Origin of the sequence: Peribacillus sp. NPDC097224 (assembly GCF_044761985.1) — a bacterium.
In the GTDB taxonomy this organism is placed as follows: Bacteria; Bacillota; Bacilli; order Bacillales; family DSM-1321; genus Peribacillus.
Map to the genome: position 1 here is coordinate 75784 of NZ_JBIWDK010000001.1, position 13906 is coordinate 89689.

Sequence of the window (13906 nt, forward strand, 5' to 3'; positions counted from 1 at the left end):
GCGTTGGCTCAGCAGGATTCGATGGATTTGTTTTCTGAAGAGAAGATGTTTATGAAAGGCCGCCATTTGGTGACGATTTTTCATAACGAAGATAATATGTATTCGGTTGTCAGAATCCGTTTGGATGAAACAAATTTGAATTATGATGAGAAGGAAGCGGTCGTTACCGGGTATTTTCCGAGGATGCATGAGGACGAGGTGTATATATTCTATGGGGCCCTGAAGGAGCATCCCAGGTTTGGCCTTCAATTCCATGTGGAACAATTCCGGAAAGACCTTCCCCGATCCAAGGAAGGCGTCGTCAGTTATTTATCCGGTGAACTATTCAAGGGCATCGGGAAAAAGACTGCCGAGAGCATTGTTGAAAAGCTGGGGGAGAATGCCATTTCCAAAATTCTGGCCCAGCCATCCATTCTTGATGATATTCCGAAGCTGACAGGTGAAAAGGCGAAAAGTCTTTACGATACATTGGTCGAGCACCAGGGCCTCGAGCAGGTGATGATTGCCCTGAATCAATATGGCTTTGGTCCACAGTTATCGATGAAGATTTATCAAACGTATAAACAGGATACCGTCACGATGCTTCAAGGGAATCCCTACAAGCTTGTGGAGGATATAGAAGGGATTGGTTTTGGACGTGCCGATGAGCTTGGCCATCAGCTAGGCATTTCAGGAAGCCATCCCGATCGCATCAAGGCTGCCTGCTTATATACGCTTGAATCTCAATGCTTACAGGATGGAAACATCTACATAGAGGCCGAGCGGTTATTAGAAGCCGTCAAACGGTTGCTAGAGGAAAATAAGCGGGACCGAATAGAGTTTACGAATATTTCCTCGGAAATAATCGAATTGACCGAGCTGGGCAAAATTATTGTTGAAGACCAACGTATTTACTTGCCGTCCCTCTACTATTCGGAGAAGGGAATCGTAGCGAACATAAAGCGCCTGCTAGCCCAAACGGAGTATGAAGACCAGTTTCCGGAATCGGAATTCCTACTTGCGCTTGGTAAGCTGGAAGAACGGCTCAATGTTTCCTATGCTCCTGCACAAAAAGAAGCGATCCAAACGGCGCTCCAATCGCCGATGTTGATTTTGACGGGTGGTCCAGGTACGGGGAAGACGACTGTCATTAAAGGAATCGTCGAGTTGTATGCGGAACTTCATGGGGTTTCGATGGACATCCACGATTATAAAAAAGAAGGGGCAGATTCTTTTCCATTCGTCCTAGCGGCTCCTACAGGTCGAGCGGCAAAACGGATGGCAGAGTCCACTGGACTTCCGGCGGTGACCATTCATCGATTGCTTGGATGGAACGGAAGCGAGGGTTTTGCTCATGATGAAGATAATCCACTCGAAGGACGAATTGTCATCATTGATGAAGTGTCCATGGTGGATACGTGGTTGGCTCAGAAGTTATTTAAAGCGTTGCCGGAAAATGTCCAGCTGATTTTGGTGGGCGATGAAGATCAGCTTCCATCGGTGGGACCAGGTCAAGTGCTCAAGGATCTGCTCGGGTCAAAGTGTGTACCCACTGTCAGTCTTGAACATATTTACCGTCAGGCAGATGGTTCATCGATCATTGAACTCGCTCATGATATTAAAAAAGGCCGGCTTCCTGACGATGTGACGAAGCAGCAGGCGGATCGCTCGTTCATTCGTTGTCAGACCGGACAAATCGCTCAGGTGATCGAGAAAGTCGTCGCGAATGCCAGGACGAAGGGCTTCACGGCTAAGGATATTCAGGTGCTGGCACCGATGTACCGGGGGCCTGCAGGAATTGACGCTTTGAATAAGATGCTGCAAGAAGTATTCAATAGCAATAAGGATGAAAAGCGTCGCGAAATCAAATTCGGCGATGTCGTCTACCGGACGGGTGACAAGGTTCTCCAGCTGGTGAATCAGCCGGAGGAGGGCGTCTTCAATGGAGATATGGGTGAAATCGTCTCGATTCTGTTCGCAAAAGAAAATACGGATCATGTAGATAAAGTGATCATTTCGTTTGAAGGCATTGAAGTGACCTACACGAAGCAGGACCTGAACCAGATTACGCACGCGTATTGCTGTTCGATCCATAAATCACAGGGAAGTGAATTTCCGATTGTGATTTTACCTGTCGTGAAGAGTTACTACCGGATGTTGCGCCGGAATTTATTGTATACAGCCATAACGCGAAGCAAAAGTTTCCTGATTCTGTGCGGTGAAGAAGATGCTTTCCGCCTGGGTATCGAGCGCAATGATGAAATGCGCAGGAAAACGACCTTACTTGAAAAACTCCGGGAAACCTTGGATGGGGATTTCTCTGTTAAGGAAGTTGTAGGATTGGATGGAAAAGCAGGAGTGCCGGAACATGAGGAAAGTTATCTTGATGTACTCCTGCATGCTGATCCGATGATTGGTATGGGCAATGTTACGCCATATGATTTTATGTAGCCGAAGATTAAATCTTCGGCTTTTTGTCTAGATTTAGTTTATAACTCATAGTTTTAGTGGAATAAATATAGAATGTAATTATACTTAGAATCAAAATAAGGGGGAAACAGTATGAAAAAGGGTTGGTTAATCGGACTAGTAGTCGTGGTCCTGCTTATCATTTTTGGCGCGACTTCCTATAACAGCCTCGTCAGCAGCAGTGAAGATGTGGACAATAAGTGGTCACAGGTGGATAACCAATTAAAACGAAGGGCGGATTTAATACCGAACCTTGTAGAAACGGTAAAAGGTTATGCCTCACATGAAACGGAGGCCATTAAAGCGGTAAGTGATGCCCGTGCGAAGTTAGCCGGTGCCAATACTACCGAAGATGCAATCGGTGCTGATCAAGAACTGAGCGGGGCCTTGAGTCGTCTCTTGGTGGTAGTGGAGAAGTATCCAAATCTTAAGGCTAATGAGAACTTCAAAAGTCTTATGGATAGCTTGGAAGGAACGGAGAACCGCTTGACTGTGGCAAGAAAAGATTATAACGACCAGGTCACCTCGTATAACAAGGAAATTAAACGTTTTCCAAAGAACATGATGGCAGGTGCATTCGGCTTTGATGCGAGACCGTATTATGAAGTGAGTGAACAAGATAAAGAAACACCAAAGGTTGATTTCGGGAGCGATAAGTAATGAAAAAGCTTGCTGTGTTTGCGCTCCTTTTCCTTTTCACTTTCAACTTTGCAAACGTAGTCGCAGCAGAACCGAATATCCCAAAACCAGTTGGTGACATCTACGTCCAGGACTTTGCCGGCGTATTGAATGAGCAGGAAAAAGCCGAGTTAATTGAGTTGGGAAAAAGGTTGGAGGATGCCAGCAAAGCACAGGTGGCCGTGTTGACCGTCAATTCCATGGAAGGCTCTGAAATCGAAGAATATTCTGTTGAGGCTTTAAGGTCATTCAAACTCGGCGATGCGGATTTGAACAATGGAGTCCTTATTGTTCTCGCCGTCGAGGAAAAGAAAATTCGGATCGAAGTGGGGTACGGATTGGAAGGGGCCATTACGGATATCCAATCAGGACAGATATTGGACAATGTGGCCATTCCGCATTTGAAGGCGAATCAATACAATCTTGCTCTGACTGAAACATATAAGGCCGTCTATAATGAGGTTTTACAAGAGTACAATCTAGGGGAAGACTTTTACCAAGAATATGCCGTTCAACCGGAAGAAAATACCCAGCTATCGGGCATTCAGATTTTCTTCATCATCATCGTAGCGATTATTGTGGTCTTTTTGGATGCTAAACTTTTCAAAGGATTTTTCCTTCAAACCTTACTCAATATCCTCTTGATGTTCATCAGTCGCGGAGGCGGAGGGGGCGGCCGTGGCGGTGGCGGTCCTCGAGGCGGAGGCGGAGGAAGTTCGGGAGGCGGAGGTTCCAGCAGGGGTTGGTAGAAAGGCAGGGCCGTGCATCCGGTCTTCAGAGTGTAGACAAAAGGGGGTCGGAATTATTAAGTTCCGCTCCCCTTTTGAAATTCCTTTCGAATCTTCGCCTAAACTTGCCATGTCCAATTGGGCATCTTCTATACATTCAGGGCAGCCTCCATTTTAAGAACCAAATGTTCGATGCCACCAGTTGATTTTCCCGTTTTCATATCAAGTCGATCTCGCTGAATAGATTCGTGTTTAGAAAAAGTTAAAACAAAGTTGATTGGAACGGAAGGTACGAGACTCCTGCGGGAAAAGCGTGTCTACGGGAGACCTCGCAGGCGAAAGCCGAGGAGGCTCGCGGACCGCCCGCGGAAAGCGAGTACCTGGAGTGGAAATCAACGTCCGCATTGTACAAGCCATAAAAAAAGAGTTTATCTACATTCTGAGGACCGGGAAACCGGTCTTTTTTCTTGCCTGAAAAAGGAATGGAAAACCTTTCAGTACATCTAATGGAGGGGAGGAAGCAATACTAAAAATGTTCGGAGGGGCGGGATGACTTTGCGGACGTTTTCTGTATTGAAGGGGTTGCCGGTTTTTACTGCCCAGGGTGAGAAAATCGGGATGGTTCACGATTTGTCACTATCAGATGCTGGGCTGGTGAACGGTCTGGTCATCCATCGGCAAGCATTATTCAAGAAGGATCTTCTTCTGGCACTGGAAGATATCTTTTCCTTTGGTCCCGATGGGGTCGTCCTGCAACAGGATATGACACCAAAGAAAATGATGGACGATTCCATCTGGTTTTCAAAGGATCAGGTAGTGGGTCGTATGCTTCTTTCAGAAATGGGCGACGAGCTAGGCTTACTGCAGGACGTATATTTTCTGGAAAAAATGGGCACGATTATAGCGTATGAAACAACGGATGGTTTTTTCTCAGAATCGACAGTGATTGAGTCAAAACAACCACCTACTTTAGGGAAGGATGCCATCATTGTTTCAGTTTATGAACAGTGAGGTGTCCATTTTGGAAATACAATGTCCGAATTGTCGCAGTAAGGATGTCGGGAAAATTGGCGTAAACCAATTTTATTGTTGGAATTGTTTTATAGAAATGACCATTTCTGAAGGTTTGATCAACACGCATCAGGTCGAAGAAGATGGAAGTTTAAGCTCTTTGGATGATTTGTTCGAGGAAAATGACCGCCGCTTCAAATGTAATTAACGGAAGAGGTGCATGTAATGGCTAGACGATTCATGAACATGATGAATTCTAAAACGATAAACAAAAAAATGAAGAGAATTCGAAAGAAAATAAAATCGATGCTCTAACCATTTGAAAAGGCGATGCAATGATTGCATCGCTTTTCTAGTATATGGGTATGAAAAACCCTTCCCCTTCGAATAATAAGTGGGCTAGGGAGGTGGGTAAGGTGAGTATTCGCATGAAATGGTTTTATCGACTCGGTTTTTTGTTGCTCTTATTTTTCATCATCTATATTTTTATGAAACTGAAGCCTATGTGGGGTCCCGTTGTTACGGTGGTTTTAACAGTCCTACTGCCATTTTTCATCGGAGCGTTCATTAGTTACTTGCTGCATCCGGTCGTGGAATTCTTGAACAAAAAAGGGATGCGCCGTTGGCTATCGATTGTGATTATTTATTTGGTTTTTTTCGGAGGAATCGGATTTGCGGTATATAAGGGAATTCCCATGATGACCAGTCAAGTACGGGAACTTTCGGAGAGTGTACCGGAACTGGTTGAACAATATCGGAGCAGGGTGGAAAAGCTTAATCATCAAACCGCAGACTGGCCGTTCGGCATCCACGAACGATTCGAGGAAGGCGTTGTCCTTTTTGAAAATTGGTTAAGTGAAATGCCGGAAAAGCTGATGGACTTCGCCTTGAAACTATTCGATTTCGTACTTTTAATTGGCATCATCCCATTCATCGCTTTTTATATCCTGAAAGATTTTGCTTCTTTGAAAAGGATGGCCTGGTACATGACGCCGAAAAGGTGGCGCAAGCAGGGCCGTGCCTTTGTCCAAGATGTCGATGCTTCTCTTGGGGGATATATCCGGGGACAGATTATCGTATGTGTTGCGATCGGCGTGATTTCATCCTTGCTGTTTTGGATCACCGGGATGGAATATCCTTTATTATTGGGTGCAATCATCGGGATAACGAACGTAATCCCTTATTTTGGTCCCATCATCGGGGCCATTCCAGCGGTCATCATAGCCGCTACCATTTCTGTCAAAATGGTGATCATCGTCGTTGTCATCGTGGCCATCCTGCAATTTCTTGAAGGGAATATTTTGTCGCCACTCATTGTCGGGAAAAGCCTTCATATGCACCCACTTTTCATCATGTTTGCCCTCCTGGCTGGTGGTGAGGTAGGCGGAATTATTGGAATGGTGCTTGCAATCCCGATTTTGGCCATTTTGAAAGTTTTCGTGCAGCATGCCAGGGTTCATTTCAGAAAGAGGCCGCCGCTTATTGACAAATAAAACTCTTGTGAATATAATCCAATACATAAGATAATTCGTTGAAGGACGAAGTATGCTGAAGACCATCTAAAAGAGAGGCATCCCCTTAGGCTGAAAGGGATGGCGAGGTGAAGAGCAGCAGAAAGCTAGTCCGGAGAGCAGTTAATACCTGCCGTCTTGCCGCGTTAAGGCATTTATGAAGGTGATGGACAAGGTGTTTTATGTGTCCATAATCAGGGTGGTACCGCGAGTTGACTCTCGTCCCTGTTTTTGGGATGGGAGTTTTTGTCGTGCGCAAAATTACATATTTTTTAGAGGAGGATATATAGATGAAGTATTTAACTGGTGCTCAAATCCGCCAAATGTATTTAGATTTCTTTAGTGAAAAAGGTCATAATATCGAACCAAGCGCGTCATTGGTTCCGCATGAAGATCCATCATTGCTATGGATCAATTCCGGGGTAGCCACATTGAAAAAATATTTTGACGGACGGGTGATTCCTGAGAATCCAAGAATTACGAATGCTCAAAAAGCAATCCGTACAAATGATATCGAGAACGTGGGGAAAACAGCACGCCATCATACATTCTTTGAAATGCTTGGTAACTTCTCCATTGGTGAGTACTTTAAAGAAGAAGCGATCACATGGGCTTGGGAATTCCTGACCGACGAAAGGTGGATTGGTTTCGACAAAGAAAAGTTAGCCGTAACCATCCATCCGGAAGATGAAGAAGCATTCGAGATTTGGAACAAGAAAATCGGCATTCCTGCTGAACGAATCATTCGTCTGGAAGAAAACTTCTGGGATATCGGTGAAGGTCCGAGTGGCCCGAATACGGAGATTTTCTATGATCGTGGACCTGAATATGGAGATGACCCGAATGACCCAGAATTATTCCCAGGTGGCGAAAATGAACGTCATCTAGAAGTCTGGAACCTTGTGTTCTCTCAATTCAACCATAATCCGGACGGTTCTTACACACCGCTTCCAAAGAAAAATATAGATACAGGCATGGGGCTTGAGCGTATGGCTTCTGTCGTGCAGAATGTAGCAACCAACTATGATACGGACCTCTTCACGCCGATCATTCATGCGGTAGAAGAAATCGCCGATGTGAAATATGGTGTCGATTCCGAGAAAGATGTGGCATTCAAAGTCATCGCCGACCATATCCGGACCGTGGCATTCGCTGTTGGGGATGGGGCACTTCCATCCAATGAAGGAAGAGGCTATGTATTACGTCGTTTACTGCGCAGAGCGGTTCGCTATGCTAAGCAAATCAACATCAACCGTCCATTCATGTTTGAACTTGTGACAGTGGTGGGCGAAATCATGAAGGATTTCTACCCAGAAGTTCTCGACAAGAAGGACTTCATTGCGAAAGTGGTCAAAAATGAAGAAGAACGTTTCCATGAAACGCTTCATGATGGTCTTGCAATCCTTTCTGAAGTCATCAAGAAGGAAAAAGAAAAAGGCAACACGGTCATTCCTGGTAGCGATGCATTCCGTTTGTATGATACATACGGCTTCCCGATTGAGTTGACGGAGGAATATGCGGAAGAAGAAGGCATGACAGTTGACCAAGATGGCTTCGCAAAAGAGATGGAAGCGCAACGCGAACGTGCACGTTCTGCTCGCCAAGATGTAGACTCCATGCAAATCCAAGGTGGAATATTAGGTGAGATTAAAGTCGAAAGTGAATTTGTCGGATATGAACAAGCTTCAATTGAAGCGAAAATCGTAGCCATCGTGAAAAATGGTGAGCTTACGACGGAAGCACATGAAGGCGAAGATGTACAGGTAATCCTGGATAAAACGCCATTCTATGCGGAAAGCGGCGGGCAGATTGCCGATAAAGGAACGCTTGTGAGTGAATTGGTGAAAGTGGATGTCCTTGATGTGCAAAAAGCACCGAATGGCCAAAACCTACACCGTGTCACGGTTACGGCGGGTACATTAACAACTGATGCAACAGTCATGGCAGCGGTCAATCAAGAAAACCGCATCCAGATTACGAAAAACCACACGGCTACACATCTTCTACACCAAGCTTTGAAGGATGTCTTAGGAACGCATGTCAATCAAGCCGGATCGCTTGTACAAGCGGAACGCCTTCGTTTTGACTTCTCACACTTCGGTCAGATTACGGCAGAAGAAATTGAACAAATCGAAACGATTGTAAACGAAAAAATTTGGCAAAGCTTACAAGTGAATACGGAATATAAAAATATCGAAGAAGCAAAAGCGATGGGTGCGATGGCCCTATTCGGTGAGAAATATGGCAAGATTGTCCGTGTCGTTCAAATAGGCGACTATAGCCTTGAGCTATGTGGTGGTGTCCATGTACCGAATACAGCGGTGATCGGCTTATTCAAAATTGTTTCTGAAAGTGGCATCGGGGCGGGTACACGCCGGATTGAAGCCGTTACAGGAGCTGGAGCCTACAACTTGATGGCTGAACAGATTCATGTATTGAAGGATGCAGCGTCTAAATTGAAAACGAATATGAAGGATGTTCCTGCAAGAATCGAAACCATTTTGGCGGATGCTAAAGAACTTCAACGTGAGAACGACAGCCTTGCTGCTAAATTAAGCAATATCGAAGCGGGAAGCCTTGTTTCGAACGTAAAAGAAATCAATGGCGTGAAAGTCCTTGTGGCCAAAGTCCAAGCTACTGACATGAATAATTTACGTGCAATGGCAGATGAGTTAAAACAAAAACTTGATTCAGTCATTATCGTGTTGGGATCGGCTCAAGGAGATAAAGTCAACTTAATAGCCGGCGTTACGAAAGATTACATCGATCGCGGTTTCCATGCAGGTAAATTGATTAAAGAAGTCGCTACACGTTGCGGTGGCGGAGGCGGTGGACGCCCAGATATGGCACAAGCAGGTGGGAAAGACCCAGAAAAATTGGATGCGGCACTTAATTTTGTTGAAGAATGGGTCCTAACGATTTCATAATCAGTGAAAAGTGTTGTACAATGAGGTAATGATGGAATTCTAAGACGCTGAGGAGAGGTGTATGATAATGAGTTCCTTTGATAAAACGATGAAGTTCAATTTCCCTGAAGAACCATTCGAAAGAGATGTTCAGCAAGTCTTGTCAAAAGTGTATGTGGCTCTCCAGGAAAAAGGGTATAATCCGATTAACCAGATTGTCGGTTATTTATTATCAGGTGACCCGGCCTATATCCCGCGCCATATGGATGCTCGCAACTTAATCCGCAAGCTGGAACGCGATGAAATCATTGAAGAATTGGTCAAATCGTATCTTAAGAACCATCGAGAGGAATACTAATGCGCACAATGGGTCTTGATTTAGGTTCAAAAACCATCGGTGTCGCCGTGAGTGACGCGATGGGTTGGACTGCACAAGGATTGGAAACAATCAAAATTAACGAAGCTGGAAACGAATTCGGCTTAAAACGTCTCAAGGAAATCATACAAGAATACGAAGTTTCTAAGATTGTCATTGGTCTCCCGAAAAACATGAACGGAACCATTGGCCCGCGCGGCGAAATCAGTCAAGAATTCGCCAAGCGCTTAGAATGGAAATTCAAGCTGCCAGTGTTTCTCTGGGACGAACGGTTGACAACGATGGCAGCTGAACGTGTCCTTCTCGAGGCGGACGTGAGCCGAAGTAAACGCAAGAAAGTCATTGATAAAATGGCAGCTGTCATGATTCTACAAGGGTTCTTGGACAGACAAACAAATTCAATATGAGGTGAAGATAAATGGAACACGGTGAAAACAATATTACAGTAGTAGATGAGAATGGTAACGAACAGCTTTGTGAGATCTTATTCACATTTGACTCTGAGAAATTCAACAAATCTTACGTACTTTATTACCCAATGTCTGCTGAAGATGACGAGGAAGAAATTGAAATCCACGCTTCATCATTCACACCAAGTGAAGACAGCAAAGATGGTGAGCTTGCTCCAATCGAAACTGAAGAAGAGTGGGATCTAGTGGAGGAAATGTTGAATACATTCCTTGATAATGAAGAAGCAGAAGAAGAAGGAAGATAATTTCTCAAAAACTGGCCTTGTATCCCAAGGCCAGTTTTTTTAGTATGTCCCCATCCCTTATCTTTTCTCCACAAACAAGAGAATAAAAGTAGCGACTGGACCTAAAACTAATGATAATAGAAACCAATTTAAACCCGTTCTGTTTTTACCCTGGGCAATTCCGGCATTGATTAATGCTAATGTGCCCCACCCCATGACATAGGAATTATCCATTTTTCCACACCTTTCCACACTAAAAGGATTTTATCATGAATATCCAAATAGTTGTATGAATTAAAGGACCTGATACAACGAAGTTCGGAAAATTCATTGTATTTACATAGACGGGAACCTATCACTTTATTCCTATAAAATAACCACCTTCTATTGACAAAACTGGCCTTCTTTTGCCATAAATAGAGTAGGAACGAAGGTAGTTATACAAAAAACATGTATTTTTTTGTAGGTTTTAGTATAATATTCGAAGCAAAGTTATAATTAGAGAAAGCATCTTCTAGAAACAATCTGTAGTGGGTGTGCAGTTTGCAGGGGGAATGGAAATGGATGAAAAGGATCAAAAGCTATCTAAAAAACAACATATTCGAATGAAGATGCTAGAACAACAAGGGGAGGCCAAGCTTGTCCGTAAAATTATCATGATTACGATTGCTGCACTTATTTTAATTGTAGGGATAGTCGTCCTTGTGGGATTCTTCTATATTAACTCGGCGATGAAGCCCTTTGATCCAGAGGATGATACGATCAAGACGGTGAAAATTCCGATTGGTTCCTCCATTAGTGATATTTCGATTTTGCTTGAAGAGCAGGAAATCATCAAAGACGCGCGTGTTTTCAAATATTATATTAAGTTCCGAAATGAATCCGGCTTTCAGGCAGGAGAGTATAAGCTCTCTCCATCGATGCCAATCAAGGATATTGTGACGAGCATCAAAACCGGGAAACTGATGAAAGAGGCCGTCCTTAGGATAACGATTCCGGAAGGCAAGCAGCTAGTCCAAATAGCCGATATTATCGCTGTGAAGACAGATCAAGACTCTAAAGAGATATTTAAGAAATTGAATAATGAGGAATTCGTAAAATCCATGCAAACGAGATTCCCTGAGCTTCTGACATCGGAAATCGATAATGAAAATGTCGTATATCCACTTGAAGGGTACCTGTATCCGGCAACCTATGACTTTTATGAAGAAAAACCATCCATTGAATCCATGGTAGTGGAGATGCTCCAGAAAACGGAGGAAACCCTTCAGCCATTCGAATCACTGATGGAGAAAAAAGAGTATACGGCCCACCAGCTATTGACATTTGCCTCACTCGTTGAAGAAGAAGCAACAGCTCAGGTCGATCGCAAAACCATAGCTTCCGTCTTTTATAATCGCCTCAAGGAAGATATGCCATTACAAACGGATCCTACCGTTTTGTATGCAAAAGGCTCACACAAAGACAGGGTCCTATACAAAGACCTTGAGGTGAAATCACCATATAATACGTACAAAAACAAAGGCCTGACTCCAGGTCCGATCGCTAACGCCGGAAAGTCCTCGATTGAAGCGGTCTTAAAGCCTAAGAAGACCGATTACCTTTATTTCTTGGCTACACCTGAAGGAGAAGTTCTATATTCCAAAACACTGGAAGAGCACAATAATAAAAAGGCACAGCATATTACCAATAAATAAATGGCAAGGGCAATAGGGACTAAGGGGAGAGGGATATTACTTTCCCCTTGTTTTTATGATAGAATAGTAAACGTAAAAATTTCAGATCCGATTTTATTGATGACTGTAACTCGGCTTTTGCCGGGTTTTATTTTGAAAAGATAAGGAAACGTAGATAGTCAAGTGATGCTGGTTCTAGTTCGTTTTGTATATGATGCGGAATTTCATTGAGAGCCGGCCAAGACGCTTTCGTTTTTTTTATCATTGGAGGAAATGTCTTGAACGGAAAAATAGACCAATATCTTCACGACTTACTTCCGGAACGTACCGGATTGATTAAGGAGCTAGAGGATTTTGCAAGGGAACATAATGTACCGATCATGGAGCCTGAAGGAATAGAGGTGCTGCTACAGATTTTGAGGCTTCACCAACCGAAGGCCATATTGGAAGTGGGCGCAGCAATCGGATATTCGGCGATTAGAATGGCAGAAACCTTACCGGATGTGCGTATTGTCACGCTGGAACGGAATGAAGCGCGTATTGAACAGGCGAAGGCGAACATAGCCAAGTCTGGTCTTTCGGAGCGAATCACACTCATAGAAGGCGATGCACTAGAAGCAGGGCCTCACGTGAAGGATCATGGCCCGTTCGACATCATCTTTGTGGATGCAGCGAAAGGACAGTACAAGCGTTTCTTTGAGCTGTTCGAACCTTTCCTGAATGAAGCTGGCATAATCATTACTGATAATGTATTATTTAAAGGCTTGGTTGCTGAAAACATCGAAGAGATGGAAATGACGAGACGTAAGCGAGCGCTTATTAGAAAAATAAAAGACTTTAATATCTGGCTGCATGACCATCCTCATTACGATACCGTAATTTTACCGATTGGTGATGGTGTAGCTATTAGTAAACATAGAGGTGACAAACATGAAAAAGCCTGAATTACTGGTGACTCCGATAAATATCGCACATCTAGCTGAACTGATCGAGGCGGGTGCTGATGCATTCGTAATCGGTGAGCAGCGTTATGCGCTTCGTTTAGCGGGGGAGTTCACTCGTGTGGACGTTAAGAAGGCAATTGAAATGGCGCATACTGCAGGTAAAAAAGTATACGTGTCCATGAATGCAATCTTTCATAATGATAAAGTGGACGAGCTTGAAGACTATATAGCTTTCCTACAAGAAGCAGGAGCTGACCGGATTATCTACGGTGACCCCGCAGTCCTGATGGCTGTAAGGGCTGTTGCCCCTGATATGCCATTACATTGGAACACAGAGATGACGGTTACCAACTGGTACACCTGTAATTACTGGGGGAAACGCGGAGCGGTGCGGGCCGTTGCAGCCCGTGAAATCAGCTTGGACGAAATCATCGAAATGAAGGAGCATGCCGAAGTTGAAATTGAAGTTCAAGTTCACGGCATGACATGTATGTTCCAGTCGAAGCGTACGCTACTTGGCAACTATTTCGAATACCAAGGCAAGGCGTTGGAAGTCGGAAACCGAACAGAACAAAAGAATATGTTCCTGCATGATACGGAACGTGAAAATAAATACCCGATATATGAAGATGAAAACGGTACACATATCATGAGTCCGAATGATATGTGCATGATTGATGAACTTCAGGAATTGATGGAAGCGGAAATGGATTCCCTGAAAATCGATGGGGTCCTGAAAACGCCCGAATACATTGTGGCCGTCACAAGATTATACCGTGAGGCGATAGATTTATGTGCGGATGATCCAGATCGCTATGAGGATGTCAAAATGGAATTGTTCGAAAAAATCCAAGCGATTCAACCTGATAACCGTGAGTTAGATACCGGATTCTTCTTTAAAGAATCGGTTTATTAAGTAAGGGAAAGAGGAGGA

14 protein-coding genes are annotated in these 13906 nt (G+C 44.0%); 13 read left to right on the top strand and 1 reads right to left on the bottom strand.

What is annotated here, in order from left to right; all coding sequences use genetic code 11:
• The first annotated feature begins 3 nt into the window (after positions 1–3).
• The 10 genes from recD2 (at position 4) to ACIQXR_RS00405 (ending at position 10373) form a co-directional block, all read left to right on the top strand.
• Entirely contained in the window at positions 4–2430 is a 2427-nt protein-coding gene (gene recD2, locus ACIQXR_RS00360; protein WP_402869715.1) for an SF1B family DNA helicase RecD2, read from the top strand.
• A gap of 111 nt (positions 2431–2541) precedes the next feature.
• Positions 2542–3108, top strand: coding sequence for a LemA family protein (locus tag ACIQXR_RS00365; protein WP_402986363.1), 567 nt, complete (start codon positions 2542–2544; stop codon positions 3106–3108).
• Positions 3108–3875, top strand: a complete 768-nt coding sequence (locus tag ACIQXR_RS00370) for a TPM domain-containing protein (protein WP_403079283.1) — start codon at positions 3108–3110, stop codon at positions 3873–3875. Before ACIQXR_RS00365 ends, ACIQXR_RS00370 begins: the two co-directional genes overlap by 1 nt.
• Positions 3876–4403: 528 nt before the next feature.
• Complete coding sequence (locus tag ACIQXR_RS00375) at positions 4404–4865, top strand: PRC-barrel domain-containing protein (RefSeq protein ID WP_402869709.1); 462 nt, start codon at positions 4404–4406, stop codon at positions 4863–4865.
• The gene (locus ACIQXR_RS00380; RefSeq protein WP_402869707.1) at positions 4855–5073 is read left to right on the top strand and encodes a hypothetical protein; all 219 of its coding nucleotides are present in this window, start codon (positions 4855–4857) and stop codon (positions 5071–5073) included. Before ACIQXR_RS00375 ends, ACIQXR_RS00380 begins: the two co-directional genes overlap by 11 nt.
• A 208-nt stretch (positions 5074–5281) precedes the next feature.
• Positions 5282–6358 carry an AI-2E family transporter gene (locus ACIQXR_RS00385; RefSeq protein WP_402869705.1) on the top strand — a complete coding sequence of 359 codons (1077 nt, stop codon included), beginning with the start codon at positions 5282–5284 and terminating at the stop codon, positions 6356–6358.
• A 308-nt stretch (positions 6359–6666) separates the two neighbouring features.
• On the top strand, positions 6667–9303 hold the full coding sequence (alaS, locus tag ACIQXR_RS00390) for an alanine--tRNA ligase (protein ID WP_402869703.1): 2637 nt from the start codon (positions 6667–6669) through the stop codon (positions 9301–9303).
• Positions 9304–9370: 67 nt separating this feature from the next.
• Positions 9371–9640 (top strand): IreB family regulatory phosphoprotein, encoded by a 270-nt coding sequence (locus ACIQXR_RS00395; protein WP_402869701.1) that lies wholly within the window; start codon positions 9371–9373, stop codon positions 9638–9640.
• Positions 9640–10065: a Holliday junction resolvase RuvX gene (gene ruvX, locus ACIQXR_RS00400; RefSeq protein ID WP_402869699.1), complete on the top strand. Its 426-nt coding sequence runs from the start codon at positions 9640–9642 to the stop codon at positions 10063–10065. The genes ACIQXR_RS00395 and ruvX overlap by 1 nt, the downstream gene beginning before the upstream one ends.
• Before the next feature lie 11 nt (positions 10066–10076).
• A complete protein-coding gene (locus tag ACIQXR_RS00405) occupies positions 10077–10373 on the top strand; it encodes a DUF1292 domain-containing protein (RefSeq protein ID WP_402869697.1) in 297 nt (98 codons plus the stop codon).
• Between the two features lie 57 nt (positions 10374–10430).
• Here ACIQXR_RS00405 and ACIQXR_RS00410 read toward each other — a convergent pair whose 3' ends face one another.
• Entirely contained in the window at positions 10431–10586 is a 156-nt protein-coding gene (locus ACIQXR_RS00410; protein ID WP_402869695.1) for a hypothetical protein, read from the bottom strand.
• 326 nt (positions 10587–10912) lie between these two features.
• Here ACIQXR_RS00410 and mltG point away from each other — a divergent pair, with 326 nt between their 5' ends.
• The 3 genes from mltG (at position 10913) to ACIQXR_RS00425 (ending at position 13888) form a co-directional block, all read left to right on the top strand.
• Positions 10913–12049, top strand: a complete 1137-nt coding sequence (gene mltG / locus ACIQXR_RS00415) for an endolytic transglycosylase MltG (protein WP_402869693.1) — start codon at positions 10913–10915, stop codon at positions 12047–12049.
• Between the two features lie 257 nt (positions 12050–12306).
• Positions 12307–12972, top strand: a complete 666-nt coding sequence (locus ACIQXR_RS00420) for an O-methyltransferase (RefSeq protein ID WP_402869691.1) — start codon at positions 12307–12309, stop codon at positions 12970–12972.
• Positions 12959–13888 carry a peptidase U32 family protein gene (locus tag ACIQXR_RS00425; protein ID WP_402869689.1) on the top strand — a complete coding sequence of 310 codons (930 nt, stop codon included), beginning with the start codon at positions 12959–12961 and terminating at the stop codon, positions 13886–13888. The genes ACIQXR_RS00420 and ACIQXR_RS00425 overlap by 14 nt, the downstream gene beginning before the upstream one ends.
• Positions 13889–13906 lie beyond the last annotated feature (18 nt).